The organism is Nereida sp. NH-UV-3 (genome assembly GCF_042939535.1).
In the GTDB taxonomy this organism is placed as follows: Bacteria; Pseudomonadota; Alphaproteobacteria; order Rhodobacterales; family Rhodobacteraceae; genus Nereida; species Nereida ignava.
Genome location: NZ_CP132157.1, coordinates 1810598 through 1837325, shown reverse-complemented (window position 1 = coordinate 1837325; position 26728 = coordinate 1810598). Strand labels below are relative to the sequence as shown.

Below are 26728 nucleotides of genomic sequence, written 5' to 3'. Positions count from 1 at the left end.
CAACTATCATTTTCCACACGGGCACACACCTTTCATAACCGGTTGAAAGTTCCTAACGCAGTTTCAGGGCCCTTCACAATGGACAGCGCGAAGATGTGACTTACCTCCAAGGGGTCACCATTATGAACGGCAACAGGTAACGGAGCGATCAAATGTCAGACAAACTGCCAGCGCGATGCAAACTCGTGACCGAGCCGTTGGGCATTATCGAGACACTGCGTGTCGCGCGACGGAACTTGGTTGAGATCATTCCGGACATCGCCACAAAGCAACCAATTGTTTCGGGCAAAACCGCTGTGGTGCGTTGGCATATGGTGATGGAACCGGATGCGTTACGCCACATTCTGAAGGACGCCGTGGATGTGTATCCCAAGTCGGACGTCACCAAAAACATTCTTGAACCTGCCATCGGCAATTCCCTTTTCATCGCTGAAGGCAGCCATTGGCGTTGGCAAAGACGTGCCGCAACGCCCGTTTTCAAACATCGCAATATCGCAAACTTGGCTCCGATCATGGGCGCGGCTGCTGATCGCTCAACCAAGCGGCTGGCAGCATCCAAAGGCCGTGCGGTCGATGTGTTTGCCGAAATGGTGCAAGCCACGTTTGAGGTGATCTCGGACGTCACGTTCTCCGACGGCGATAGTGTGGACGCAGGCGCAGTTCACCGCGCCATTGATGCCTACATCGCACAGACTGCCAAAGTGTCACTGCTTGATATTATTGGCGTGCCTACGTGGGTACCGCGCCTGAACCGCATCGGATCATCTTCAGCTATGAAGGATATGCGCCGTATCGCGGATGCTTCGATTGAAGAACGGCGCAACGCAGGACCCCGTGACATTCCTGATCTACTTGATCTGTTGCTGGAAGGCGAAGATCCGGAAACAAAACGCCAGATGAACACGGATGAATTGCGCGACAACCTTTTGACCTTCATCGTTGCAGGACATGAAACAACTGCCCTCACCTTGGCATGGGCGCTTTATCTGTGTGCCTTTGATGAAGACGTACAGCAAAAGGCCCGCGCCGAGGCAAGCGAGGTTTTGAACGGGCGCACGGCCACGGCAGACGATATCAAGGCCCTGCCCTACATTCGCCAGATCATTGATGAAGCTTTGCGCCTCTATCCGCCTGCCGCTTTCATCAGCCGCACTGCACAACAATCAGATACGCTGTGTGGGCGCGAGGTGCGCAAGGGCGACACAGTCATGCTGCCCATCTATGCCCTGCACCGTCATAAAGACCTGTGGGAAAATCCTGACGCCTTTGACCCTGACCGCTTTGCGGATCCAAAGGCCGTAAACCGCTTTTCATACCTACCCTTCGGGGATGGTCCACGGGTGTGCATCGGGGCGTCATTTGCCCTGCAAGAGGCGGTGATCATTCTGGCTACACTGCTTTCGCGGTTCAAATTCACGGCCGTTAAAGGACGTGATCCGCGTCCGGAACTGATCCTGACACTACGGCCAAGTGGCGGCGTGTGGCTTCAGGTTGAAGAGCTTAGCAGCTAGCCACAAATCGTCTGTAGATCGCGCCACGCTTGCGCATTCAAAACGGGCCGATAGGTCTTGCCCTGCTGTACATTGTCCCGCGCGTTTTGGGCACGCAGGCTCAGCGAGGGATGCGATGATAACCATTCAAGAGCACCCGTCATATCTGGGCTGTCCTCTTTAAGCGTTTCAAAAAAGCGCGCAAAGGCCAGTGGAGATATCTCAGCCTCATCCAAAAGTTTCAGGGCAAATTCGTCTGCTTGAGCTTCTGCTTTACGGGTGTGGCTCGCGTTCATCACCTGATCTGCCGCGCCTGCAATAATCAAACCTCCGGTTGCGTCGCCAAGCATCAGCGACAACAATCCCGCAGACCCCGCCGCACGCAACGTCAGGCGCATCGGGTCGCGGTTAATCACGTGGCCTAATTCATGGGCCAGAACACCCGCCACTTCATCTGCGCTCTGAGCAGCCTCCAACAAACCACGGAACAAAATCACCTGACCACCGGGCAATGCAAATGCGTTAATCAAAGGGTGATCCACGACTTGAACGTTCAAGGTGTAGGGCACATCCAGCGGCCCCAACACACGGGTGACCATCTGGGCCAAAGCCGCATCACCTGCGGCTGATGAGCATTGCCAACTTTCATCAGCACTGTCGTCTTGCCAAACCATCGCACGCTCAATCTGAGAAGAAACAACTTTACCGATACGCTCTTCACGCTCAGTCGGAATGACAGTAGCGAGTTGATCTGACAGGCTGGGAATGATTACGAAGAGCATCACCGCCAAGGCAGCCGCCGCGGCCACACTCCAACCGATTACTTTTCGAACCAGCGGTCCAATGGGCCGCCGTTTATCAAGGTTAGGGGCGAGCGCCGCCAAAACCGTCTCATCGTGCAAATTAAACGGGTAAAGACGCGCTTCATCTGGATCACCAGCCAAATACAAAACCGTGCGCGATCCGTCTTGCATCCGCCGCAACCGCTTTAATGGCCACTCCGCAAGCACATCGCCTTGGGCATCACAAATCCGCAAAACCTCTGCAGTCGCCGCAACTTCGATGTAGACGTCGCGCTTTCCAGCGGTCTTTCCATCTACGAAAGAGGCAAGGCTACTTTGCAACGCCATCGCTTAAAACGCACCGCCCACATCAAGAGCATCCGCAAAGCCTTCGGCGTCAGGCATATCATCGGCAGCACGTTGTTGAATGGTGTCGAAATGCTCGGGATAACGCACAGCGCATGTTTCTACGATGTGACCAAAAATCGGTTGGGTAATGAATGCCATGGTCGAAGCGCCGCCCATCACAAGCGCAACCACATAGCTCAGCACGGCAATGATTGTGCTGAAAATCTGCGCGCCACCGAACCCACCGGCTGCACCAATTTGGCTGGCCATGAATAAAATCACACCTGCCGGAATTGCCGCCGCAATAGTCACCAACATCGTTAGCAACGACCCTTTGATGTAATGCCCAACGACACGGCCAGTTTGGGGTGACGCCTCAAACTCAATCGCCCCATCATCAAGTGTTTTGTACCGCGCCATTATCGCAAAGCTTTGCAAGCGGTAGTGCACAAACCCGATCACGATCAGGACCGTCCCAACTACCATGACCGTGATGCCAAGACCCTCGGAACCTGACGCGCTGACAACTGCCCCCACAATGCTGACCCCAAGTCCAAGAAGTAACACAGATGCCGCGCGATAAAGCATTGTCCAGCGGCCACCTTGTTCAAATTGCGCATCGCCGTACCAAGTGCGGTCAGTCTTAAATTTCTCCAACTGAAATGTACCAAGCGGGGCAAGAATACCAAGTGAGACAACCGTGATGACGCTGTAAACAATCGCGCGCCACATATAGCCAAGCGACGCCTGATCCATGCCAAACCGCAAACCCCGCCACCGCGTGCGCGACAGCATGTAACGACGGCCGCGATATTGGGCGATAAAGATAAGCGGGACAATCGCGATCAGCGTGGCGTATGTCGCGCCAATGCTTGCAAATATCTGCGCCTCGCTAGCCCCCTCATCAGGAACCAAATCAAGCAGGCTGAGACCGGCAAAAGTCAGCAAGACCTGCAACAATCCCAAATAAACGGCCAGCACCACCAAAGCGATCAGAAAGCCAATGAATTTTTCAACGCCTGTTCCCGAGTATTCCATTGGATCACCACCGGGCTGAACCGCATTCCACACATAACGCCGCACACGCGATTTGGCCCAAAACCGGTAAATCCCAAGGGTCAAAACAGTCAAAATGCCCGTTTGAAGGACCAGCAAAAAGATGGGACCACGTTGCCCACCGTATCTGCCTTCAAGTGTGTCGCCCTGCTCCATTACTCGTCATCCTTCTTACTCACACACCAGCTACCTAGGTGAACTTATTATCCCTCGGGAACCCGCGCGGCGCCATACGGCCAGCACCCGCGCGCTTACCCGTCCATTCCGCAAGTGCCGTTTCAGTACGGGTACGACCAGCCGGATCAAGCCAGCTCAACCCTTCGCTGAAATCAAACGTGGTCGCATCACTAAGACCGCCGTCTTTATATTTCTGAAGGCGAACCCCTTTGCCCCGCGCCATTTCCGGCAATTCATCAAGAGCAAAAACAAGCACTTTGCGGTTTTCACCAACCACAGCCACATGATCACCCAAGACGGGACGACATACAGCAGCAGTGTTTGGTGCGCGCACGTTCAACACTTGCTTGCCACCACGGGTTTGCGCGATCACCTCATCTTCAGGCACCACAAACCCATCGCCCGCACTTGATGCAAGCAGCAGCTTGCGCCCCGGCTTATGGATGAACAGCATCAAAATTTCGACGTCTTGAGGCAAATCAACCATCAGTCGCACGGGCTCGCCCATGCCCCGGCCACCGGGCAAAGTGCTGGCCTGCAACGTGTAGAAACGCCCGTTCGTCCCAAGCAGCAAAATCTTGTCGGTTGTCTCGGCGTGGAAGATAAACCGCGGGCCGTCCCCATCTTTGAACTTCAGTTCGCGGCCAAGGTCGATATGGCCCGACATAGCGCGGATCCATCCCATTTTTGAGCAGACAACCGTGATCGGCTCACGCTCGATCATCGCCTCAAGGGGAACGTCTTCCACTTCGCCTGCTTCGGCGAATGTGCTGCGCCGTGCGCCAAATTCAGATTTCGCACCAAATTCCTTGCGGGTCTGACGCAGTTGCTCTGAAATAGTGGACCACTGAATTTCTTCGCTATCAAGAAGGTCTTGCAGACCGGCGCGTTCTTCCATCAAGGCGTCACGCTCGCGTACCAGCTCCAACTCTTCAAGGCGGCGCAGCGACCGAAGGCGCATGTTCAAGATAGCATCAGCCTGAACTTCACTCAGCTCGGTACCCAGATCACGTGACGGGGAAACATAATCTTTCTCATCCGTCGCGCGCACAAAGTCTTGCGACCAGCTTTCATGCATCAGGGCGCGCTTTGGGTCTTCGTCATATCTGATAATATCAATGACACGGTCCAAGTTCAGGAACGCGATGATAAAGCCTTCGAGCACTTCAAGCCGGTGATCAATCTTGTCGATCCGGTGCTTTGAGCGGCGCAGCAGAACGTCACGGCGGTGATCCAGAAACGCGCGCAGAACTTCTTTTAGGCTGCACACTTTTGGTGTCAGACCATCAATCAGCACGTTCATATTCAAACTGAAACGCACCTCAAGATCAGAGTTGCGATACAGCATTCCCATCAACACATCGGGATCAACATTCTTGGACTTCGGCTCAAGCACGATACGTACGTCGTCGGCACTTTCATCGCGCACATCCGCAAGGATCGGCACTTTTTTAAGCTGAATGACCTCGGCCAGCTTCTCGATTAGTTTCGACTTTTGCACCTGATAGGGGATTTCAGTGACGATGATTTGCCACATCCCACGATCAAGCTGTTCAATCTCATAACGGCACCGCAGGCGGAACCCGCCCTTACCGGTGCGATACGCCTCGGCGATATTTTCACGCGGCTCAACAATGACACCGCCAGTTGGAAAATCAGGACCCGGCACGTGTTCAAGCAGCGTTTCGTCCCGCGCATTCGGCGCCTTGATCAGATGCAAACACGCGTTGATCAATTCTTCGATATTGTGAGGGGGGATGTTCGTGGCCATGCCCACGGCAATACCGCTTGATCCGTTCGCCAACAGGTTTGGAAACGCAGCTGGTAAGACCACAGGCTCAGTCAACGTGCCGTCGTAGTTTTCGCGGAAATCAACAGCATTCTCGGCCAGACCATCCAGCAGCGCCTCGGCTGCGATGGTCATGCGCGCTTCAGTGTAACGCGACGCGGCGGGATTATCGCCGTCGATGTTGCCAAAGTTACCCTGCCCGTCAACCAACGGATAGCGGACGTTAAAGTCCTGCGCCAAACGCGCCATTGCATCGTAAATCGCGGCGTCCCCGTGCGGGTGATAGTTCCCCATCACGTCACCGGAAATTTTAGCTGATTTACGGAACCCACCTGTTGGGCTTAGCTTCAACTCGCGCATCGCGTATAAAATCCGCCGGTGCACAGGCTTCAGACCGTCACGCGCATCAGGCAAGGCCCGGTGCATAATGGTGGACAATGCGTAGGTCAGATACCGGTCACCCAAAGCACGGCGCAATGGCTCTGCGACGGCGGGGACGTTTTGATCATCTGTATCGGGCGGTAAATTAGTCATGGCTTTGTGTAACTGTGGCTGAATCGCGCGTAAAGCGAACAAAGTTGAATATTTGCCTTTGCCTGCTCACAGAATCGAAAAACTCATGCTAGAACTTTAAGTGTGGTTGTAACGAGTTAGCGCTTCGGCGTGCGGAGTAGTGTGATGTGGCGAGTGATCCTTCTTTGTTTCGGTTTTTTGGCTTTTGCGTTTTATGAATTGAGCGGGGGCGATGAGTTCGTGGCGGAAAGTTGGCCGGATGGCAGCGAGCTTGTTCTAATCGCGCGTTATGAGCCTGCTCCAGAACCCGCCCTTGAAGATAATCAACAAGCAGTCGAAGTTGCCGTGACCAAAGCGATTACCAGCGACGCTTTCGGACTTGCCGAGCTTGCCAACCCACCCAAAATCAACGCTGCAGAAGCCTCGACCAGTGACGCAGTCATTACCACAGTTGCACTGTCAACAGCTGTTGAGGACGCTCTTGAGGCTGAGGACATCCTCCCCGCAGCGCCACCAGAGGTAATTAAGGTAATCACGGGCAGTGTTGTGAACATCCGTGGCGGGCCGGGCACTGTTTTCGGCGTTGTGACAAAGCTGAACGCCGGTGATGAAGTTAAGGTCATTGATGATCTTGGCCGTGGGTGGGTGCAAATTCGAACGGCTGAGAACCGCATCGGCTGGGTTGCAGATTTCCTTTTGGGCGACGGATAACCCTTGCGGGACACCGCTGCGCTTGCCACAACAGCGCAATGAAATCAGTACTCATTACAGGATGCTCAAGCGGCATCGGCTATGATGCAGCCCACGGGCTGCGCGACGCAGGCTGGCGCGTTTTTGCATCGTGCCGACAACAAAAAGACTGCGACCGCCTGAAGGCAGAAGGCTTTGAAAGCCCCCTTTTGGATTACGCTGACAGCAACAGCCTGAAGGCAGGCCTTGCCGAGGTGCTTGATGCCACAGGCGGCACCTTGGACGCACTTTATAACAACGGCGCCTTCGCAACCCCGGGCGCAGTTGAGGATTTGCCACGCGACGCACTGCGCGCGAATTTCGAAGTGAATGTGTTTGGCGTTCATGAACTGACCAACCTTGTGATCCCAGTCATGCGCAAACAAGGACACGGGCGTATTGTGAACTGTTCATCAGTATTGGGACTAGTCGTGCTGCCGTGGCGCGGGTCCTACAACAGCACCAAATTCGCACTCGAAGGGCTGACGGATACGCTGCGTATCGAGATGAAGGGAACTGGCATTCACATCATCTTGCTTGAGCCAGGCCCCGTTACCAGCAGCATTCGCGCAAACTCTATTCCGCATTTTGAAAAGTGGATTGATTGGAAAAACAGCGCCCGTCGAAGTGCCTATGAAGCGGGCCTGTCCAAGCGATTATACAAGGATAACGGTCCCGATACTTTCGAATTGCCTGCCTCGGCGGTGACCAAAAAACTGCGTCACGCGCTTGAACATCCTAGGCCAAAACCACGCTATTACATCACAACGCCGACCTACATTATGGGCTTTGCCCGCCGCATTTTGCCAACCCGCGCATTAGATTGGCTGATATCCAAGGCCTGACCCCTCGCCTTTCGGCCAAAGCGGGTTATCTCGCAGGGAACTATACAAAAACAAGGACTGACCATGCTTTCCGATCCACTATTTATCGTTGCTGCTATCGCTTGCGTAATTGTGCTTGGCATTTTGATGTTGGGCATCGGTGGCTTTGCCAAAGGCGGTGACTTCAACAAAAAGCACGCCAACAAAGTTATGCGCTGGCGTCTTTATGCACAGTTTGCGGCGGTAATTTTGATCGTTGCTTGGGTCTTCATCTCACAGACATTCGGAGCGTAAACCATGGTCGTACTCAACAAAATCTACACAAAAACCGGTGACAAAGGCCAAACAGCTTTGGGCAACGGTGAGCGTGTCGCAAAACACTCCATGCGCGTGAACGCTTATGGAACTGTTGACGAAACCAACTCAATCGTGGGCCTTGCGCGGCTACACGCCACTGGCGAAATCGATGCGCAGTTGGCCATGATCCAAAATGACCTGTTCGATTTGGGCGCCGACATGTGTCGCCCTGACATCGCCAAAGATGCGGAAGCAGAATACACACCGCTACGTATCACAGACGGCCAAGTCGCCCGCCTCGAAAGCGAAATTGATGCGATGAACGAAGCGCTTGAGCCACTTCGCAGCTTCATTTTGCCGGGCGGATCAGCCCTTGCTGCATACCTGCACCAATGTCGCACCGTTGCACGCCGCGCAGAACGCCTTTCCGTTGAACTGGCCAGCGTTGAAGACGTGAACACCGCAGCCGTCAAATATCTGAACCGCTTGTCAGATTGGTTTTTTGTCGCATCGCGGGTGGCGAATAATGACGGCAAAGACGATGTTTTGTGGGTTCCTGGCGCCAATAGGTAAACACCAAAAAAGGCAACGCGGCGTCGAAGAGCCCTTTGGTGTCGATTTTGCCCTGTTTTCGTTTGTTCTGCATTGCTAGACAACCAAGGAAGATTATTGCGCAGCGAATCTGCGTAAAGGCTTACCAACAGGAGAAACGCCATGAAGGTCCTCGTGCCCGTCAAACGCGTGATCGACTATAACGTTAAGGTTCGTGTGAAAGCGGACGGCAGCGGTGTTGATCTTGCAAACGTCAAAATGTCGATGAACCCATTCGACGAAATCGCAGTAGAGCAGGCGATCCGCTTGAAGGAAGCCGGAACGGCTGACGAAGTTGTTGTGGTTTCTATTGGCGTAAAACAGAGCCAAGAGACCCTGCGCAACGCGCTTGCGATGGGTGCTGATCGCGCCATTCTGGTTGTTGCTGCTGATGACGTGCACACTGACATTGAGCCGCTTGCGGTTGCCAAAATCCTCAAGGCTGTTGTCGACGAAGAGCAGCCCGGGCTTGTCCTTGCTGGCAAACAGGCGATCGACAACGACATGAACGCGACCGGCCAAATGCTGTCGGCGCTTTTGGGGTGGTCACAAGCAACCTTTGCGTCTGAGTTGGCCGTTGATGGCGACACAGCGACCGTGACACGCGAAGTCGACGGCGGCTTGCAGACCATTAAAGTGAAGATGCCTGCTATCGTCACTGTTGATTTGCGCCTGAACGAGCCGCGCTATGCGTCTTTGCCAAACATCATGAAGGCCAAGAAGAAGCCGCTCGATGAAAAGACCGCAGCTGATTACGGTGTTGATGTCTCACCACGTCTGCAAATCGTTGGCACGTCCGAGCCCGCAGAACGTGCGGCTGGTATCAAAGTTGGCTCAATTGATGAGCTGGTCGAGAAACTCAAAGAAGCGGGGGCTGTATAATGGCTGTTCTTCTGATTGCTGAAGTAAATGGTGGCGCACTTAACGTAGACGCGACCGCAAAGGCCCTAACTGCGGCCAAAGCATTGGGCGATGTCACTGTCCTTTGCGCAAGCGAAGGCTGCGCTGGCGCTGCAACGGCTGCTGCTGCGCTGGACGGCGTTGGCAAAGTGCTTTGCGCAGATGCCGCCGAATACGGCCATGACTTGGCCGAGCCTGTTGCTGATCTGATCGTATCGCTGGCTGGTGATTATGACCACATCGTTGCGCCTTCTACCGCTGCGTCCAAGAACACCTTGCCCCGTGTGGCGGCGATTCTGGATGTGATGGTCATTTCTGAAGTGACTGCTGTGATCGACGCAGACACATTCGAGCGCCCGATCTATGCGGGCAACGCAATCCAGACTGTGAAATCAGCAGACGCCAAAAAAGTCGCAACCATCCGGACGTCAACATTCGACGCTGCGGGCGAAGGTGGCTCGGCAACAGTTGAGAACATTGCAGCCGCTGGCAACGCAGGCCTGTCCGAATGGGTCGAAGACAAAGTCGCAACATCTGATCGCCCCGAGCTAACATCAGCCGGTGTAGTTGTTTCCGGTGGCCGCGGCGTTGGATCAGAAGATGATTTCAAACTGATCGAAACACTTGCAGATAAGCTTGGTGCCGCCGTTGGCGCATCACGCGCAGCCGTGGACAGTGGTTACGCGCCAAACGATTGGCAAGTGGGCCAGACTGGCAAAGTCGTCGCACCTGACCTTTATGTTGCTGTCGGCATCTCCGGCGCGATCCAGCACCTTGCTGGCATGAAGGACTCCAAGATCATCGTGGCAATCAACAAAGACGAAGAAGCACCTATCTTCCAAGTTGCTGATTACGGCTTGGTCGCAGACCTCTTCGACGCAGTGCCCGAATTGACCAGCAAACTGGGCTAAACCTATTTTTTAGACACAGTAGAAAGGCCCGCAATTTAAGCGGGCCTTTTTTATGGTCAGCTGTTTATATCTTCATCAAACGTGCGCACTTGACCGGTCTTGAGTTGAAAAAGCGACCGCAGCACAAGCCACGCAACAAGTGACGCCACAGCAAACAACAGTGACAGCCAGATCAACGACAGGCCGACGTTGAGCCAAACCAAAACAGACACCAGCGCCGCACCAATGGCGAACCCCAGCAGGACAAAGCCTGGGGCCAGCACCTCAAGGATCGCCAAAACAAGGGCAAACGCAGCCCATGCCCACCACGTGTTTGCCAATGCATCCATATTAACCGCGCCCTTTCAGCATATTGAACGCATTGCCAAACGCCTCAAGCGCATTTGCCGGCACCACGATCGTGCTTTTTCCATTACCATTTCCAAGTGTGTTCAGGGCTTCGACCTGCTTCAAAGCCACTTGATACTGTGCTGCTTCCAAGCCGTGCGCATTGATCGCGTCAGCAACCGTCGCAGTTGCGTAGGCCTCAGCGTCTGCTTGAATACGGCGCGCCTCAGCCTGCTTTTGTGCCGCATAAAGATCAGCGTCCGCCTGCAACTCAACCGAGCGTTTCTCACCTTCTGCACGGGTTACTTGCGCGCGGCGTTCGCGTTCGGCGTTCAACTGTTGCAACATCGCGTCGCGGGTTGCTTGATCAAGGTTCACGTCCAGAAGTTCTGCGCGCGTGACCTCAATGCCCCAGTTATCTACGGCCTCTTCCACCAGCGCCTTGATCTGTTCAATCAGTTGCGCACGGTTCGATCGCACCTCGTCAAGTTCCATCTTACCGATCTCGGCGCGCACAATACCTGCTACTGTTGTTGCGATCGCTGCGTCTACGTCGCGGATCCGGTAAACTGTTCGCTCAGGTTCTGTGATGCGATAGAATACGGATGTCTCAACCCGTACCAAAACGTTGTCCGACGTGATCGCATCCTGTGAGGCATTCGGAAGCTGTCGCTCAAGGATCGAAATCCGGTGCGCCACGCGATCAAGGAACGGCACAATGAAGTTAATGCCGGGCCCAAGCACCGCCTTAAGCCGACCAAAACGCTCAATGACAAACTGCTCTGACTGCGGAACGATCCGAACACCAAGCAGAATACAAATAATGATAAACGCGGCTAGCAACACCACAACGATGTTGCCGCCCAAAATACTAAATAAAACCTGCAAAACCTCTTCACTCCCCATGGTCAGCCTCTCCTATTGAGTTAGCCTGACTATGGCGGCTTATCAGGCGCTTTTGAAGGTAAATCCGCGTTTGTTGCCTTGTGCGCCACCTTTTGACGCAAAATGCTCTTGGACAGACGCACCAACCAATGCCGCGGTTGCCGCCGACAACGTCCAACCCAAATGCCCGTGACCTGTGTTGTAGAAAACACCTGCACGTTTGCCGGCGCCAACGCGCGGCATCATGTTTGGCATCATCGGGCGCAGACCGGCCCAAGGCACCACGTGTTCGGTTGAGATTGATGGGAAATGCGTTTCCACCCACTTGGTCAGCGGCTCAATGCGGTCTGCTCGAATATCACGGTTTTCGCCGTTATATTCCGCCGTCCCCGCAACACGGAAACGGTCTTTACCCAGACGAGACGTCACAATCTTTGCATCATCATCAAGCAAAGACACCATCGGCGCACCATCTTGGCTGATTGCATCCGGCATATTCACAGTGATTGAATAGCCCTTAACGGGGTAAATGTTAACGCGGTCGCCCAGCTTTTTGGCCATCGCACGGCTACCAACGCCGGCGCAAACGACGACGCCGTCAAAAGCTTCACCGTTCACCCGGGTCTCACCATTTGCACTGCTAAGTTGCTCAACCGGTTTGCCCATGCGGAAATCAACGCCCTGTGCCTCAAGCCACTTTGCAAGGCCGAACGTGAATTTGTGAATATCGCCGGTGCTGTCACTTTCCGTCCAGAACCCACCAGTGATGGTGCCACGCAGGTTTGGTTCACGCGCACGCACCTGATCAGGCGTCAACTCAACACGCTCCACACCGCCTTGCGACAAAAGCTCGTTCACTTTGCGAGCGTGCGCCATATCTTTTTCGTTTTTATAGAAATGCAGAATGCCCGCCGGAGACCAATCAAAATCTAGTCCCGCACGGTCCGCCATGGACTGCAATCCAGCGCGCGCCTTAACCGCCAACGCCGCTGTTTGAACTGTGTTGTTTTTGTAGTTCGGAATGTTACTCAAAAACTCAGCCATCCAGCTGATTTTATGCCAGCTTGGGCGCGGATTCACCAACAAGGGCGCATCGCGCCGCGCCATCCATTTGATACCCTTCAGGACCGTCCCGACTGTGTTCCAAACCTCTGCGTTTGATGCGGAAAGCTGCCCACCATTGGCAAAACTGGTATCCATCGCCGCGTAGCGATTTCTGTCGAATACAACAACATCAAGACCACGGCTGACCAATTCAAAAGCTGTTGTCACACCGGTGATGCCAGCGCCAATTACTGCGATACGAGTCATGTTTTCACACTCCAAACGGTTGGGCGCATTTGCCCAAACAACCCCGCTCCGTTCGCTTTACCTGAGCGATGCACGGTCCATAAGGGAACCGCTTGCGCCTTCGGTGCGCCTTGCAAGAAGGCGTCTCTCCAGAGTGTGACACGTCCGCCAGTCCTGTTGCCTGAGAGGTGACCGGGGTGGTTGCTCCTTCGGCGGTGGCATAATCCACGCTCTCCCGAGCGGACATGTTTCCTATGGGAAACCCCTACACGTGTCGTATCTAATTGCCAAGAAAAATCTCGTAAACGTTGCTGACACCCTGTACGGCGCGTATCACAGCATTATGCCTGCAATTTGTCGCGACTGCTTAACCACTTACTCTGCGCAAGAACCGCGACGCTGCGTGGATTGCGGCAGTCCGCGTATGTTGGCGCATCCCGAACTGTTTGATTTGTCAGTCGCCCATATGGATTGCGATGCCTTTTATGCAAGCGTTGAGAAACGCGACAACCCAGAGCTTGCGGACAAACCCGTTATCATAGGCGGCGGGCGGCGCGGCGTCGTCAGTACCGCTTGCTACATTGCACGCATTCGCGGCGTCCGGTCTGCGATGCCGATGTTTAAGGCCCTAAAGCTTTGCCCAGATGCAGTGGTCGTGCGCGGCCGCATGGATGTCTATGCGGATGTATCGAAACAAATCCGCGCCCTGATGGAGGAACTAACCCCCGCCATTGAACCGCTGTCATTAGACGAGGCATTTTTGGACATGTCCGGTACCCACAAACTTCATGGGGCGCCACCAGCCGTGATGCTCGCCCGCCTTGTCAAAAGCATGCGCGAAGAGATCGGGATCACCGGATCAATCGGCCTTAGCCACAATAAGTTTTTAGCAAAAGTCGCATCCGATTTGGATAAACCGCAAGGCTTTTCCGTGATCGGCAAAGCTGAAACCATGACTTTCCTGAAAGACAAGCCCGTGGGCATGATCTGGGGTGTCGGACCGTCTGCGCGCGCAACGCTTGAACAGGCGGGTATTCACACGTTTACGGACCTTCTGAGGTGGGAGCAAAAAGACCTGATCCTGAGGTTTGGCAGTATCGGCGAGCGCCTTTGGCATCTGGCGCGCGGTGAAGATAAGCGCACTGTTTCCGCACACCGACCCATTAAATCAATTAGTAATGAGACCACATTCAACGAAGACACCGCAGCGGTTGACCTACTTGATGGGCACCTTTGGCGGCTTTCCGAAAAAGTCAGTGCGCGGGCCAAGGCGCGCGAGTTGGCGGGCATAGTCGTGACCCTCAAGCTCAAAACGGCAAAGTTCAAAACCCTATCGAAGCGGATCACGTTGACCGATAGCACGCAAATTGCCGACCGAATTTATAGGCACGCAAGACAGCTGTTTGATCAGGTAAGCACCCAAGGTCCATTTCGGTTGATTGGCGTCGGTCTGTCTGACCTAGGGCCATCCTCAGTTGCTGACAGCGCGGGCGACCTTTTGGACCCAGACGCCCCAAAGCGCGCCGCAGCCGAACGCGCCACCGACGCCATCAGAGAACGGTTTGGAAAGGACGCAATTATGAAGGGACGCGCGCTGCGCTAACTACTCAGCAGCAAGCGGCACTTGGCGCTGGCCAATTTCAACGATGTCAGCCATCGCGGCTGTGATCTTGCGGCGCACCGCCTGAAAATCTGCGTTTGGTTCAATCAGCGCTTCATCCATGTAAAGCGAACGATCAATCTCAATCTGGATCGCGTGCATCCCGCGTGATGGCCGTCCGTAAGCTTGGGTTATGTAAGCACCTGCAAATGGCGCATTGCGTGCCGTGACAAAGCCCGCACGTATAAAAGCAGCCTCTACGCGGTCAACGATATCAGAGTTTGCAGAGGCCCCAAACCGGTCACCAATCACAATCTGCGGGCGCTGGCCTTGAGGCGTAGTGATCGCCTCAATCGCTTCATGGGGCATTGAGTGACAGTCAATCAAAATAGCGCTGCCAAACTGGGTATGGTTGGCACGCATCTCTTTGGCCAACGCCGCGTGATAGGGCCGCCAATATTCATCAACCCTAAGTGCGGCCTCGGCCCGTGTGAGCTTGCCGCGGTAGATTGCCCGACCAGAGGCCACAACGCGAGGGATCACCCCAAGCCCCGAGGCAATTCGGGGGTTGTGCACAATGCGCGGCGCACCTTCGACCACTGCGCAATCCATTTCATCCGCAGCGCGGTTCAGGTCCACAAAGGCACGCGGCGCACCGGCATGCAAAAACACCGCACCCAAATCTGGTGCCTTGGAAAAGAGGCGATCAACGAATGCATCCTCAGATGTCCGAATCGTGTGTGCGTCCAAAACGGTCCGCTGCATAAATGCGCGTGAGTAGTCCCGCCCACTGTGGGGGCTGGCGAAGACAACGCTTGTATTTCGGACCTCTGGGAGGTCTAAAAAGTAGACTGCTTTCGGCATTTCGGGCTCCGTTTGAACATAACATAGACTGTTTCACTTTGTTTCCAAAAGCCCCCTTGATCTTTTAGCTGAAGCCTTCTAATCAACCTCTCACCTGACGCGGCGCGACCCGCGTCCTTTTTAATTGGGCTGGTCGCAAAGTTGATGGTTCATGGGCGCTTAGCTCAGCGGTAGAGCACTTCGTTGACATCGAAGGGGTCACTGGTTCGATCCCAGTAGTGCCCACCATGATAACCGCTTCTTGGCATTAGCCTTTGAAGCAAACGCAACTTGAATGGCGTGATCTCGCGCCGGAAAAACAGGAGACAGACTTATGAAAGTCAAGAACTCGCTCCGGTCGCTGAAGAACCGTCACCGCGACTGCCGTATCGTTCGCCGCAAAGGCCGCGTTTACGTGATCAACAAAACACAGCCTCGCTTCAAGGCACGTCAGGGCTAAGCCTTCGACAATTGAACATTCAAAAGCCGCTCCATTAAATTGGGGCGGCTTTTTTCATTTCTGACATCGGCCTTAAAAGCGGTAGGCAGACTAACCCGCGAAATTCTGCGTAATAAAGTAGCGACCACAGTTGGGTGACTTACCGTCAAAGGCAAGCGATGCCCCTGTCAGCTTAGATCTTCGCGCAAGAATGTTTTTGCGGTGACCCGATGACGCCATCCACATGTTCACAATATGATTAGCCAAACTTTTGTATGAATGCGCAGGTATTGTCCGCCCCTTGGCTTCGAACCGGCACGCGCTTAGATCGCGGGTCAAGAATACACCTGCTGTTTCCAACTGATAGCGATGGGTAACGCCAATATTTTTCGATCCGGCAGGACTGCCCACGCCAGATGCCTTGAGCCGTTTTTTGAACGTATTCACCCCTGACACACGCGATTTGTGATTGAGTTGTTGGGACTTAGCCATCCATTTTGAATGCACCTCAGCGACATCCACCAAACCACTGGCAGAAGTTAACGCTGGCAATCCTTTTGAGCACCGTACTTTGTTGACGTAGTGCAGAACCGCGCTGTCAAACAAGGCACTATCAGGTGATTTTGCGGGCACCATGGCATTATGCGCGCCGGTCAAAGCAGGCGTACTACACGCCTGTGCATATCCGGTCAGCGACACGGCAACGCCCAAAACCCCCAGGAACCAAACTGTTTTTTGCAAAAAGTATTTCATAACTGATAACCCCACACTCAACCAACACACGCTTGAGCATAGCAATAAACGCTACTTTTGCATAGATTGCCGCCCAATCATGACGATTGAGCGGCATATCAATTAAATTGTGAGTATCTTATTCCGCGGCAACTTGTGGCTCGTGCGCGGCTTCCACCCTTACGGCTGAAAACTTGAACTCAGGAATTTTACCATAAGGATCAATTGCCGAGTTGGTCAAAATATTTGCGGCTGCCTCAACATACGCAAACGGCAGGAAGACCATATCAGGAGCTACCGCACGATCCATGCGCGCCATGATCACAACGGACCCACGCTTAGTCGTCAGACGGATCATTCCACCAGGTTCTACCCCAAGCTTGCGCAACGTAGACGGGTGCAGCGAACAGTTTGCTTCAGGCTCTACCGCGTCCAAAACTGTGGCGCGGCGAGTCATTGACCCTGTGTGCCAATGCTCAAGCTGACGGCCTGTTGTAAGGATCATCGGGTACTCATCATCGGGCGTATCATCAGGTGCAATAACGCTTGCCGGCGTGAACTTCGCGCGTCCATCTTGGCGGGGGAAACCATCACCAAACACAATCGGCTGGCCCGGATCAGTGGGCGAAAGCGATGGGTATGTCACCGCGTTTTCACCTTCAAGGCGATCCCACGTGATGTTGCTCAACGATTTCATGTTCAGCTTCATTTCGGCAAAGACTTCGCTTGGGTGCGTATAGGTCCAGCCAAGCCCAAGGCGTTTCGCCAACTCAACTTCAATCCACCAGTCTTCACGCGCCTCACCGGGGGGCGAAACAGCCGGACGTCCCATTTGAACTTGCCGGTTGGTATTTGTGACGGTGCCAGACTTTTCCGCAAATGCAGAAGCCGGCAGAATTACATCAGCGTAGTTTGCGGTCTCAGTGATGAAAATATCCTGAACCACAAGGTGGTCCAGCTTGGCCAGCGCGGCACGTGCATGATCCACATCAGGGTCTGACATGGCGGGGTTTTCACCTAAGATATACATCGCCTTAATGTCATCCGTATGCACTGCGTCCATGATCTCGGTGACCGTAAGGCCCTTTTCATTACTGAAATCACCAGAACCCCAGACATCATTAAATGCAGACCGCACACCATCGTCCGTGACAGATTGATAATCCGGCAAAAACATTGGGATAAGGCCCGCATCGGATGCACCTTGTACGTTGTTTTGACCGCGTAGGGGATGCAAGCCCGCGCCAGGGCGACCCACCTGCCCCGTCATCAACGCGAGCGAGATCAAACAGCGCGAATTATCTGTGCCGTGAATGTGCTGGCTAACGCCCATACCCCAGAAAATCATACCCGCCTTAGCGCCTGCAAAGGTACGCGCAACGTCGCGCAGAACTTCTGCCTCAATGCCGCAAATTTCGCTCATCTTTTCGGGTGTGAAATCTTTCAGATGGGCTTTTTCGGCCTCCCAGTTTTCGGTGTAGGCTTCAATATATTGCTGATCATAAAGCTTTTCTTCGACGATCGTATGCATAATAGCGTTCAGCATCGACACGTCAGCACCGGGCCGGAATTGCAGCATATGGCTGGCGAAACGCTTCAACGCTTGGCCGCGCGGGTCCATCACGATCAGCTTGCCACCACACTTGGTGAATTGTTTGAAATACGTCGCAGCAACCGGATGGTTCTCAATTGGGTTAGCGCCGATCACAATCGCCACATCCGCGTTCTCAATCTCGTTGAAAGTGGCTGTCACAGCCGCTGAGCCAACGTTTTCCATCAGTGCCGCAACAGAGGATGCGTGGCAAAGGCGCGTGCAGTGGTCGACGTTGTTGTGTCCAAATCCTTGGCGGATCATCTTTTGAAACAGGTACGCTTCTTCGTTGGTGCATTTTGCTGAACCGAAACCCGCAACTTCACGGCCACGGCCCTTCAGGCCACCTGCGGCAAAATCAAGCGCCTCATCCCATGTTGCTTCGCGGAACACGTCGCCCCAGTTTGCCGGATCAACATTAAGGCCTTTTGCAGGCGCATCATCACGGCGGATAAGCGGTTTGGTCAGGCGGTGATCGTGGTGAATATAATCAAAACCAAAACGCCCTTTCACGCACAAGCGGCCCTCGTTGGCAGGACCATTGATGCCCTCAACGAATTTCACTTTATTGTCTTTAATCTTCAGACTGATCTGACAACCAACACCGCAAAACGGGCAAATGCTTTCGACTTCCTTGTCAAAATCAGCGCTATCCCCAACTTGCTGCTCATCAACAACAGTCGAGGGCATGAGGGCACCTGTGGGGCAGGCTTGGACGCATTCACCACAGGCCACACACGTGCTGTCGCCCATTGGGTCAGCCATATCGAACGTTGGGTAGGCGTCATGGCCACGTCCGGCCATGCCGATCACATCATTGACCTGAACTTCACGGCAGGCGCGCACGCACAGACCGCATTGAATACAAGCATCAAGGTTAACGGACATGGCAACGTGGCTGTTGTCGAGCAGTGGAATACGCTCAGCTTCTAACGTGGGCAGGCGGCTTTCGGCGACACCGTTCAGATCGGCCATATCCCACAGGTGGCTGGATTTATCGTGGGCTGCGTCACGCTCGGGCTGGTCCGCCAACAGCATCTCAACCACCATCTTGCGCGCATTTTTGGCACGTGCAGTTTCCGTGTTCACCACCATACCATCGGCGGGCTCTCGAATGCACGAAGCCGCAAGCGTCCGCTCGCCTTCGATCTCAACCATGCACGCACGGCAGTTCCCATCGGGGCGGTATCCTGGCGCGGGTTTGTGACAAAGGTGCGGAATGACCAGACCACGGCCATTCGCGACCTCCCAGATGGTCATGCCAGCATCAGCCTCAACGGTCTGGCCGTCCAAGGTAAAGGTGATTTTATCAGACATGACGCAAACTTCCCGATTTGAATTTAGCTTAAACTAGGCGATTCAAAATAACCCGCCCACAGCAAGCACGACACGCCACCAACCGTTTGCGCCACGCCGCAAGGCAGGCTACGCACCATAGGAAACAGGAGACGACGATGGGTGAAGTGACAATTACACGCCACGGGCAGGCGAATTCTGGTGCTAAGTCAGAGCTGGAATACGACAAACTATCCGAATTGGGACATGTGCAGGCCCGATGGCTGGGTGAGTATTTGCAAGACGCGCAGCCCTACACGCACATCATCAGCGGCAGTCTGCGCAGACAGCGCGAGACGGCTGAGGGTATTTTGGCGGGGCTTGGCGGCCCCGCAATTCCACACACCACTGACGCGCGCCTGAATGAGCTGGATTACTTCGCGCTGTCGGACTCGCTGACTGATATGCACGGCGTCCCTTTCCCCGATAGCGCCGAGACTTTTGCAGCACATGTGCCGCAAATCCTGAGCCATTGGGCCGCTGAGGAAACACCCCCGCACGTAGAAAGCTATGCCGGTTTTCGCACCCGTATTTTTGACGCAGTAAGGGACGCATCATTGATCGAAGGGCGGGTTTTATTGGTAAGCTCAACAGGCGTCATCGCGTCGCTGACAGCTTTGGCTCTTGGGCTTGAGACAACCCAGAAGGCTAAAATGTTTCTGAACGTGGCGCATACATCGCTGCATGGGTTTAACTACCGCACAATGAATGGCGCGTCTGATTTGCATATGACGATGTATGGTTCGACGCCGCATCTGGACCGTGCGGACCGCGCTGACAAAAAGACAATGGTATAAGCTGGAGTAAACGTTATGCATCTTTGGGTACGGGCTGAGAGCCGCAGTTTTGAACGCCGTGTTGGCCTGACACCCGAAGGTGCTACGCGCCTCATCGAAGCGGGCATGTCAGTCACTGTTGAGAAAAGCGATGCGCGCGCTATCCCAATAGACGAATACGCAAAAGCAGGTTGCCAGATTGCAGCAGCTCACAGCTGGCCAGACGCGCCGAAGGACGCAATTATTTTCGGCCTCAAAGAACTGCCCGACGATGGCAGCGCCCTGCCCCACCGCCACATCATGTTTGGACATGCCTACAAAGGCCAGGACGCAGGACCAAAACTGCTTGCGCGGTTTGCCAAGGGTGGTGGCGAGCTTTCGGACTTGGAATACCTGACCGATACCAGCGGACGCCGCGTAGCCGCTTTTGGCTATTGGGCCGGATACACCGGTGCCGCAATGGCACTGCTTTGTTGGGCAGCGCAACAACGGAATGAAATTGCGGGGGCGGTATCTGCTTATGATAGCGCAACTGATCTACGCGCTGAACTTGAAGAGCAACTGACCCAATGTAGCACCAAGCGCCCTACCGCGCTAATCATTGGGGCACTTGGCCGTGTCGGTACCGGTGCATCAGATCTGTGTGAAGCACTGGGTATAACGCCAACGAAGTGGGATAAGGACGAGACCGCACATGGCGGCCCATTCCCAGAAATTTTGACACACAACTTATTTATGAACTGCATCTTGGCCAGCCCACAAACACCGCTTTTTGTGGGGCCTGACGCCGTCGGGGCAGAGCGGACGCTATCTGTGATCAGCGATATCGCGTGTGACCCAGACAGCCCGTATAACCCGATCCCGATCTATTCCGCCGCAACAAGTTGGGACATTCCCGCAACGCGTATTTCAAATGAATCGGTTCTGGATGTCACTGCGATTGATAACTTGCCGTCGATGTTGCCGGCCGAAAGTTCTGAAGACTTTGCAGCACAACTGCTGCCGACACTTCTTCAGCTAAAGGATGACAGCAACGGCACATGGGGCCGCGCCCGTGACTGTTTTCAAAATGCCCTACGCGAAAATGCGATAGTATAGCCAGTCGGGCAAAAACTGGCTTGCACGGAACATCAGTGAAAATGCGCGCGGGAAGGATTTTTTGAACGCGGTCGAGTTCATATGCTCCCAGAAGTCACGCGCTGCCTCTTCAGGGGTTTGGATGAACGGCATGTTGAAATCGTTCTTGTCCGTCAGCCTCGTTTTGATGAAACCGGGGTTAATTAGCTGAACCTCAACACCTGTTTTGCGCAGATCCGCATAAAGGCTTTCACCAAGATACATCACGCCCGCTTTGGACGCCCCATAACCAACTGCCCCCGGCAAACCGCGGAACCCTGAAAGTGAGCCAGTCAGCACGATATGCCCCGCGTCACGTTTCACAAAGTCTGGTAAAATAGCCCCCAAAATACGCGCAGCACCGGTAAAGTTGATGTCGACCATCTGCTCTAACTGAGCGGCATCAACGGCATCAGCTTTCATGGGCCAGTACACACCGGCCAAAAACACCACACCGTCAATTTCACCGACTTGAGCGTACGCTTCTTCTACGCTTTTGAGGCTACTGACATCGCAGGTGACATAGGATGCTTTCCCCGGAAGGGTGTCTACAACCCGTTTCAAATCATCTTCGGAACGGGCCGAAAGGATCACCTCAACACCTGCGGCGCTCATCATCTGGCCAACCGCCTCACCGAGGCCCGCAGATGCGCCAACCAGCCAATACCGTTTACCCGCCCACTGCTTTGTCACGCCACACTCCTTATAATTTCAAGCAACCCGCTTGCGCACAGCATCAACTTCAACTGGCCGCATCGTAGCGACCAATTCTGCAACCTTGATACCAAACTTACGAAACTGTGATCGGTTAATGATTGTCCCGTTCTGCATCAAATACATCCAGTCTGTCACATCAAGCGCATGACCACCCGCCTCTGGAGTCAACTTAATCGTGTAGTTCAACAGCAGGGCGTTACCACGCTGCTGGCCACTACCACGTCCCACCAAATCATCCGCATCCGCACGCACCACGCCGCCTTCATCAAGCTGTAAGCGCCACTCGCGGTGCTGAACGCTGCCACTATCGTAGTGAAAGACCTCGCGCATCACGCCGCTATCGCCCTTCCACTCCGCCTCAAACTCGGCAACAAAACGGCTACTCACACGCCCCAGAGGACCATAAATCACACCCTCGCAGGCAATCTTACCGTTTAGATGATCCTTGATGTCCATAATCGGACCAAGCCCATCATACTCTGCCGGCTTTTGCGCACGGAAAGTGCAGAAACGGACATAGAGCAGCACACAGATCAGTGTGATGACGACACCGATTAGCACAAATAGAAATTCGTTCATTTCGCATCATCCTCCGTCAAATTAGTGCGCCAAAGCAAAAAGATCGCAATCAGCTTCAGCACGCACGGAACGCCCGCATATAAATAGCTCAAAACCCAGAGCGCTTGATCAGGCTGAGCTATCTGCCCCGCTACAAATCCGCTCTGCTCTAATAAAGGAAGTAGGGCCACTGCCGCAAAAGCCAGTGTAAATTTAGTAACAAATGACCACACCCCAAAAGCTTGGCCCGCATTTGGTGCAATTTTAGACAAGCGGCGGGCAAAAAGGGCAGGCAACAAAGTCATGTCCGCGCCCAAAGCGGCACCACTGGCAATGCAAACAACCGCAAAAAGCGCCACGTCACCGGAGCCAAGCAACAGCGCACCTGCAAAAGTGATAACCGCCAACACCATACCCGCCAGCAAAGTTGTCTTGGGCGAGACCCGCTGCGCCATACATCCCCAAAGCGGTGCACTTATTGCGGCAGACAAAAAGAACAGCAACAACAGCGGCCCTTCCCAGCCCAACGCATCCAAACGGCTTTCCACGAAGAACAAAAACAATGTTGAGCTTACCGCAACCGGTGTAGCGTTGACCAAGGCCACTGTAAGCAGCCGGCGAGCAATCGGATCTTTTAGGACAACCGCAAAACCAACAGGTGTAGCCGCTTCATTTTCCGCCTTGCCCGCGCTCCATTCTTTGCGCATCGAACCCCATCCAGCTAGGCACAGCACCGCAAACCCGAGTGCAAAGCCAACAAATGGACGGCCCATAAAGCCCATCAGAACAGTCGGCGTGATGGCCGCAACACACACACCCAACAGCCCGCCAGTCTCACGCCAAGTAGCAAGCCTGACATGCCCCGCGCCCATCGCATCTGCTTTGGCAACGCCCTGCGCGTAAAAGCTGATTGTAAGGAAGCTAAACGATGAAAAGAGCCCCCCTAGGGTCAGTGCAAACCACCACAACGCAGGGATGGGCGGGACGATTGCAAACAGCCCCCACATCGACAGTGCCAAAATGATAACCGCAAACGATACCATCGCCCCACGCACACTGCGCGTCTTTTCGGATAGCCATCCAAGCAGCGGGTCTTGGACCACATCGACAAGGCGCAAAACAAACAAAACGGATGCAAGGGCAGTCAAGCTAAGCCCGTATTCATCCACGTAAAACTTGGGAGCGTGGATATAAATAGGCAAGCCAGCCGCCGCCAGCATGGCCGCAAAAAGCCCATAAGATGGCAACCGCTGTGCGCGAGTCATCGTGATATCTCAGTTTCGGGCGGCTCAGGTTGGGACCGAAACTTCGCGCCCTTAAACCACAGTTTCACCGCTTGCCAGTGGACCAGCGTAAGCACACGCCGCGAACCAAGCGGACGGCGCACCAGCATCCGCAGCATGGAACGTGTTGTGAGTGGCTGGCGTTTACCGGTCAGGGTTGCAATCAGCCCCCCTCCGCTTGGATCGGCAGTTTCTGTGTAATCAATCCGAATGCTGATCTTTTCATCAGTGATGTCATAATTAAACGCATAGCCCCCCTCGAGCGGCTGAAACGGCGACACATGCATCATTTTGCTCGCGTGGAGGGTGTCCTTGGCAGAAATGGCCCGATGATCGTCATGATGACACAAGTATGAATGCCGGTCACCGAACGTATTGGCCACCTCAGCAATCACAACACGCAGAGCGCCGGTTGCATCATAGCAAAGCCAAAAAGAAACCGCGTTGAACAAATGCCCCAGTACTTTGGGCTGGGCCAAAAGCTCAATCCGTCCGTCGTTTGGCAAACCATGCGTACGCAGCACATCGCGGACCCACGCCGCACCGGTTCCGGCCTTGGGCAGCCCTCCGTGATCAACGTCATGCAATGCAACCATGCCAGGCCGGTTACGCTTGAAGGGCCAAGGCGCGCGGACCTCAGCCTCCGCATCAACCAGTACGTAATCAACGCTGTAGGAAAACGCATTTTTCACAGAACCCTTACGACCGTGGTAGGTCCGCGCCTCAATATGGTCGACGGTTTTCATCGGCTTATTCTGCCGCTGCCAACGCCGGAGTTGCGCGCATGGCTTCCACCACTTCCACGGCTGATTTTATACCATCTTCATGAAAACCGTTGGCCAACCACGCACCGCAGAACCACGTGTTGTTCGTACCGTTCATCGCTTTGACTGTATCTTGGGCTGCCAAAGCTGCGGCGTCATAAACAGGGTGGCGTAATACAACTTCGTCCCAGATCAGGCTTGGGTCAATCTCACGGGTGCTATTGAGCGTCACGAAAAAGTCCTGCTCCGTTTCGAGCGGCTGCAATTTATTCATCCAGTACGTTAGATCAATTTGATCATCTTGCTTGCCTGCTGCCTCGGTGTAATTCCATGACGACCACACCTGTTTCTTGCGCGGCATTACCGAAGCGTCCGAATGCAAAACGACATGATTGGGCTGGTAGCCAACCGACCCTAGTGCAGAAGTTTCAGCCGCATTCGCGTCTGCCAAAAGCTGGAGTGCGTCATCAGAATGAGTTGCGAACACAACCTCATCAAAAATTTCCGCATCTGCGCCTTCGGGCATCACGTGCACGCCAAGTTCAGTGCGGTTGACACAATCGATCGGGGCACCAAGCCGAATGTCGACGCCTTTTTTCACCATCGATGCTTCCAGACGTTTCACATATTCAATCGAGCCACCCTGAACAGTGTACCACTGATGTTGGCCCGTAGCGCTGAGTAGGGCGTGATTTTCGAAAAACGTCATCATCGCCTTGGCTGGGAAATCCATAATCTTAGCTTTGGGCGTAGACCAAATCGCGCCTGAGAACGGCAATAAATACCGGTCGCGGAACCATTCGCCCGTGCCAAGAGCCTCGAGCAAATCACCTGTGCTCATACCGTCTTTGGCAAGCTTCAGTCCGTTGGCATTGAAATGGAAAATGTCGCGCAACATTCGCCAGTATTTTGGCTTCAACAAGTTACGGCGCTGCGCAAAAAGCGCATCAAGAGACACCAAACCATACTCCAACGCACCACCATCAATGGACGCCCCAAAGCTCATGTTGCTTGGCGCAACAGGCACATCAAGCTCGGCAAAAAGCGCGGTGAGATGAGGATAGTTAGCGTAGTTAAAGACAATGAAACCCGTATCCACCGCCACATCTTTGTCGCGTCCAGCCATCCGTGTGCGCGCATGTCCGCCGAGCCGCCCCTCTGCCTCATAAAGGGTTACCGCGTGGTCATCTGCCAGCATATGCGCCGCCGCCATGCCAGAAATACCAGCGCCAATCACCGCAACCCGCTTTGGGCCGCGCCGTTTATCCAATGGCATATTGTCGTCCTTGTTTGGTTGGTCTTGAGTGCTCTATATACGCCGCGATTGAGAAAGTGGATGACTCATCGTTTATTTCGCACATGCAGTGATCCAAACTTAGCGACCAGCCGTAACAGTGCCATGATAGACGGGATCGCCAGTTTGGAAGAAAGCAGTGCAACCGCGCAGCCGATCAGCTACGCTCGGCCACAGGTTGCACGATTCATCCAGCCCAAAAGGCGGCATTCCCAGATGACGACGACACAAGAGCGCACAGCGTGGGTTGCGGAAATGGACCGCATCAAAACCCTCCGAGATCAGGCAGCTTTCGCTGATCTGTTCGATTATTTTGCGCCAAGGCTAAAGGGGTTTTTAATGCGCGGCGGCACGTCCGAGGCGCTTGCAGAAGAAATTGCACAAGAGGTTATGGCAATCGTTTGGACCAAGGCCGATATGTTTGACGCATCACGCGCTAGTGTCTCGACTTGGATTTTTACCATCGCTCGTAACCGCAAAATCGATGTGCTGCGCAAAACGCAACGTCCTGAACCTGAAGACTTGTCATGGGGACCCGAGGCGGAACCGGATCAGGCCGATCAGCTTAGTGCACAACAAGAACAATCACAGTTGAAGACAGCAATGTCTCAGCTTCCGCAGAAACAAAGAGAATTGGTCGAACGCGCATATTTTGGCGATCAATCACACTCACAAATCGCGTCCGAGACGGGGCTGCCGCTTGGAACAATCAAATCACGAATACGCTTGGCGCTGGATCGCTTGCGCCACGCAATGGATGGAAATTAGACC

General features: G+C 54.2%; 26 protein-coding genes, 1 tRNA gene and 1 riboswitch. Of the genes, 13 read left to right on the top strand and 14 right to left on the bottom strand.

Annotated features, from left to right (window positions below; translation table 11 throughout):
* Positions 1 to 152 precede the first annotated feature (152 nt).
* Positions 153 to 1511 carry a cytochrome P450 gene (locus tag NeNHUV3_RS09075; RefSeq protein WP_391481013.1) on the top strand — a complete coding sequence of 453 codons (1359 nt, stop codon included), beginning with the start codon at positions 153 to 155 and terminating at the stop codon, positions 1509 to 1511.
* Here the strand turns inward: NeNHUV3_RS09075 and NeNHUV3_RS09070 are convergent.
* The 3 genes from NeNHUV3_RS09070 to parC are packed head-to-tail and all read right to left on the bottom strand — an operon-like array spanning position 1508 to position 6176.
* Complete coding sequence (locus NeNHUV3_RS09070) at positions 1508 to 2620, bottom strand: M48 family metallopeptidase (RefSeq protein WP_391481011.1); 1113 nt, start codon at positions 2618 to 2620, stop codon at positions 1508 to 1510. The two genes, NeNHUV3_RS09075 and NeNHUV3_RS09070, sit on opposite strands and share 4 nt — an antisense overlap.
* A 3-nt stretch (positions 2621 to 2623) precedes the next feature.
* On the bottom strand, positions 2624 to 3832 hold the full coding sequence (locus NeNHUV3_RS09065; protein ID WP_391481010.1) for a DUF898 family protein: 1209 nt from the start codon (positions 3830 to 3832) through the stop codon (positions 2624 to 2626).
* A gap of 34 nt (positions 3833 to 3866) precedes the next feature.
* Complete coding sequence (gene parC / locus NeNHUV3_RS09060) at positions 3867 to 6176, bottom strand: DNA topoisomerase IV subunit A (protein WP_341246818.1); 2310 nt, start codon at positions 6174 to 6176, stop codon at positions 3867 to 3869.
* A gap of 144 nt (positions 6177 to 6320) precedes the next feature.
* Between parC and NeNHUV3_RS09055 the strand changes: the two genes are divergently transcribed.
* The 6 genes from NeNHUV3_RS09055 (at position 6321) to NeNHUV3_RS09030 (ending at position 10407) form a co-directional block, all read left to right on the top strand.
* The gene (locus tag NeNHUV3_RS09055) at positions 6321 to 6866 is read left to right on the top strand and encodes an SH3 domain-containing protein (RefSeq protein ID WP_391481008.1); all 546 of its coding nucleotides are present in this window, start codon (positions 6321 to 6323) and stop codon (positions 6864 to 6866) included.
* 38 nt (positions 6867 to 6904) lie between these two features.
* Entirely contained in the window at positions 6905 to 7729 is an 825-nt protein-coding gene (locus tag NeNHUV3_RS09050) for an SDR family NAD(P)-dependent oxidoreductase (RefSeq protein WP_391481007.1), read from the top strand.
* A gap of 63 nt (positions 7730 to 7792) precedes the next feature.
* On the top strand, positions 7793 to 8002 hold the full coding sequence (locus tag NeNHUV3_RS09045) for a twin transmembrane helix small protein (protein WP_048598750.1): 210 nt from the start codon (positions 7793 to 7795) through the stop codon (positions 8000 to 8002).
* Between the two features lie 3 nt (positions 8003 to 8005).
* A complete protein-coding gene (locus NeNHUV3_RS09040) occupies positions 8006 to 8578 on the top strand; it encodes a cob(I)yrinic acid a,c-diamide adenosyltransferase (RefSeq protein ID WP_341246815.1) in 573 nt (190 codons plus the stop codon).
* A gap of 141 nt (positions 8579 to 8719) precedes the next feature.
* Positions 8720 to 9478, top strand: a complete 759-nt coding sequence (locus NeNHUV3_RS09035; protein WP_341246814.1) for an electron transfer flavoprotein subunit beta/FixA family protein — start codon at positions 8720 to 8722, stop codon at positions 9476 to 9478.
* Complete coding sequence (locus NeNHUV3_RS09030; RefSeq protein ID WP_391481004.1) at positions 9478 to 10407, top strand: FAD-binding protein; 930 nt, start codon at positions 9478 to 9480, stop codon at positions 10405 to 10407. The genes NeNHUV3_RS09035 and NeNHUV3_RS09030 overlap by 1 nt, the downstream gene beginning before the upstream one ends.
* A gap of 56 nt (positions 10408 to 10463) precedes the next feature.
* Here NeNHUV3_RS09030 and NeNHUV3_RS09025 read toward each other — a convergent pair whose 3' ends face one another.
* Genes NeNHUV3_RS09025 through NeNHUV3_RS09015 form a run of 3 tightly spaced genes read right to left on the bottom strand, consistent with a single transcriptional unit; the run spans position 10464 to position 12930 of the window.
* Entirely contained in the window at positions 10464 to 10736 is a 273-nt protein-coding gene (locus NeNHUV3_RS09025; protein WP_391481003.1) for an NfeD family protein, read from the bottom strand.
* 1 nt (position 10737) lies between these two features.
* Positions 10738 to 11640, bottom strand: a complete 903-nt coding sequence (locus tag NeNHUV3_RS09020) for an SPFH domain-containing protein (RefSeq protein WP_391481001.1) — start codon at positions 11638 to 11640, stop codon at positions 10738 to 10740.
* A 42-nt stretch (positions 11641 to 11682) separates the two neighbouring features.
* Positions 11683 to 12930 carry a D-amino acid dehydrogenase gene (locus tag NeNHUV3_RS09015; protein WP_341246811.1) on the bottom strand — a complete coding sequence of 416 codons (1248 nt, stop codon included), beginning with the start codon at positions 12928 to 12930 and terminating at the stop codon, positions 11683 to 11685.
* A gap of 138 nt (positions 12931 to 13068) precedes the next feature.
* Positions 13069 to 13158: riboswitch (glycine riboswitch) on the bottom strand.
* A gap of 94 nt (positions 13159 to 13252) precedes the next feature.
* Here NeNHUV3_RS09015 and NeNHUV3_RS09010 point away from each other — a divergent pair.
* On the top strand, positions 13253 to 14512 hold the full coding sequence (locus NeNHUV3_RS09010) for a DNA polymerase IV (RefSeq protein WP_391483226.1): 1260 nt from the start codon (positions 13253 to 13255) through the stop codon (positions 14510 to 14512).
* Here the strand turns inward: NeNHUV3_RS09010 and NeNHUV3_RS09005 are convergent, their stop codons facing one another.
* Complete coding sequence (locus tag NeNHUV3_RS09005) at positions 14513 to 15373, bottom strand: N-formylglutamate amidohydrolase (RefSeq protein ID WP_391480999.1); 861 nt, start codon at positions 15371 to 15373, stop codon at positions 14513 to 14515.
* A gap of 153 nt (positions 15374 to 15526) precedes the next feature.
* Between NeNHUV3_RS09005 and NeNHUV3_RS09000 the strand changes: the two genes are divergently transcribed.
* Positions 15527 to 15601, top strand: a tRNA-Val gene (locus tag NeNHUV3_RS09000).
* 85 nt (positions 15602 to 15686) lie between these two features.
* On the top strand, positions 15687 to 15812 hold the full coding sequence (ykgO, locus tag NeNHUV3_RS08995; protein WP_008205324.1) for a type B 50S ribosomal protein L36: 126 nt from the start codon (positions 15687 to 15689) through the stop codon (positions 15810 to 15812).
* A 90-nt stretch (positions 15813 to 15902) separates the two neighbouring features.
* Here ykgO and NeNHUV3_RS08990 read toward each other — a convergent pair whose 3' ends face one another.
* Both NeNHUV3_RS08990 and fdhF read right to left on the bottom strand, forming a co-directional pair.
* On the bottom strand, positions 15903 to 16544 hold the full coding sequence (locus NeNHUV3_RS08990; protein ID WP_391480997.1) for a CAP domain-containing protein: 642 nt from the start codon (positions 16542 to 16544) through the stop codon (positions 15903 to 15905).
* Positions 16545 to 16662: 118 nt separating this feature from the next.
* Positions 16663 to 19431, bottom strand: coding sequence for a formate dehydrogenase subunit alpha (gene fdhF / locus NeNHUV3_RS08985; RefSeq protein ID WP_391480995.1), 2769 nt, complete (start codon positions 19429 to 19431; stop codon positions 16663 to 16665).
* A 137-nt stretch (positions 19432 to 19568) separates the two neighbouring features.
* On the opposite strand from fdhF, the gene NeNHUV3_RS08980 reads away from it, so the two are divergent.
* Positions 19569 to 20246: a histidine phosphatase family protein gene (locus NeNHUV3_RS08980; RefSeq protein WP_391480993.1), complete on the top strand. Its 678-nt coding sequence runs from the start codon at positions 19569 to 19571 to the stop codon at positions 20244 to 20246.
* A 15-nt stretch (positions 20247 to 20261) separates the two neighbouring features.
* Positions 20262 to 21323, top strand: coding sequence for a saccharopine dehydrogenase (locus NeNHUV3_RS08975; protein ID WP_391480992.1), 1062 nt, complete (start codon positions 20262 to 20264; stop codon positions 21321 to 21323).
* Here the strand turns inward: NeNHUV3_RS08975 and NeNHUV3_RS08970 are convergent.
* From NeNHUV3_RS08970 to NeNHUV3_RS08950, 5 genes are read right to left on the bottom strand one after another with little or no spacing between them, the layout of a single operon-like run.
* Positions 21300 to 22034, bottom strand: a complete 735-nt coding sequence (locus tag NeNHUV3_RS08970) for an SDR family NAD(P)-dependent oxidoreductase (RefSeq protein WP_391480991.1) — start codon at positions 22032 to 22034, stop codon at positions 21300 to 21302. The two genes, NeNHUV3_RS08975 and NeNHUV3_RS08970, sit on opposite strands and share 24 nt — an antisense overlap.
* Before the next feature lie 18 nt (positions 22035 to 22052).
* Positions 22053 to 22637, bottom strand: coding sequence for a DUF3833 family protein (locus tag NeNHUV3_RS08965; RefSeq protein WP_391480990.1), 585 nt, complete (start codon positions 22635 to 22637; stop codon positions 22053 to 22055).
* Positions 22634 to 23881: an MFS transporter gene (locus NeNHUV3_RS08960; RefSeq protein WP_391480988.1), complete on the bottom strand. Its 1248-nt coding sequence runs from the start codon at positions 23879 to 23881 to the stop codon at positions 22634 to 22636. Before NeNHUV3_RS08960 ends, NeNHUV3_RS08965 begins: the two co-directional genes overlap by 4 nt.
* Positions 23878 to 24645 carry a DUF1365 domain-containing protein gene (locus tag NeNHUV3_RS08955; RefSeq protein ID WP_391480987.1) on the bottom strand — a complete coding sequence of 256 codons (768 nt, stop codon included), beginning with the start codon at positions 24643 to 24645 and terminating at the stop codon, positions 23878 to 23880. The genes NeNHUV3_RS08960 and NeNHUV3_RS08955 overlap by 4 nt, the downstream gene beginning before the upstream one ends.
* Positions 24646 to 24649: 4 nt before the next feature.
* On the bottom strand, positions 24650 to 25939 hold the full coding sequence (locus NeNHUV3_RS08950) for an NAD(P)/FAD-dependent oxidoreductase (RefSeq protein WP_391480986.1): 1290 nt from the start codon (positions 25937 to 25939) through the stop codon (positions 24650 to 24652).
* Positions 25940 to 26173: 234 nt separating this feature from the next.
* Between NeNHUV3_RS08950 and NeNHUV3_RS08945 the strand changes: the two genes are divergently transcribed.
* Complete coding sequence (locus NeNHUV3_RS08945) at positions 26174 to 26725, top strand: sigma-70 family RNA polymerase sigma factor (protein ID WP_143081997.1); 552 nt, start codon at positions 26174 to 26176, stop codon at positions 26723 to 26725.
* Positions 26726 to 26728: the final 3 nt, after the last annotated feature.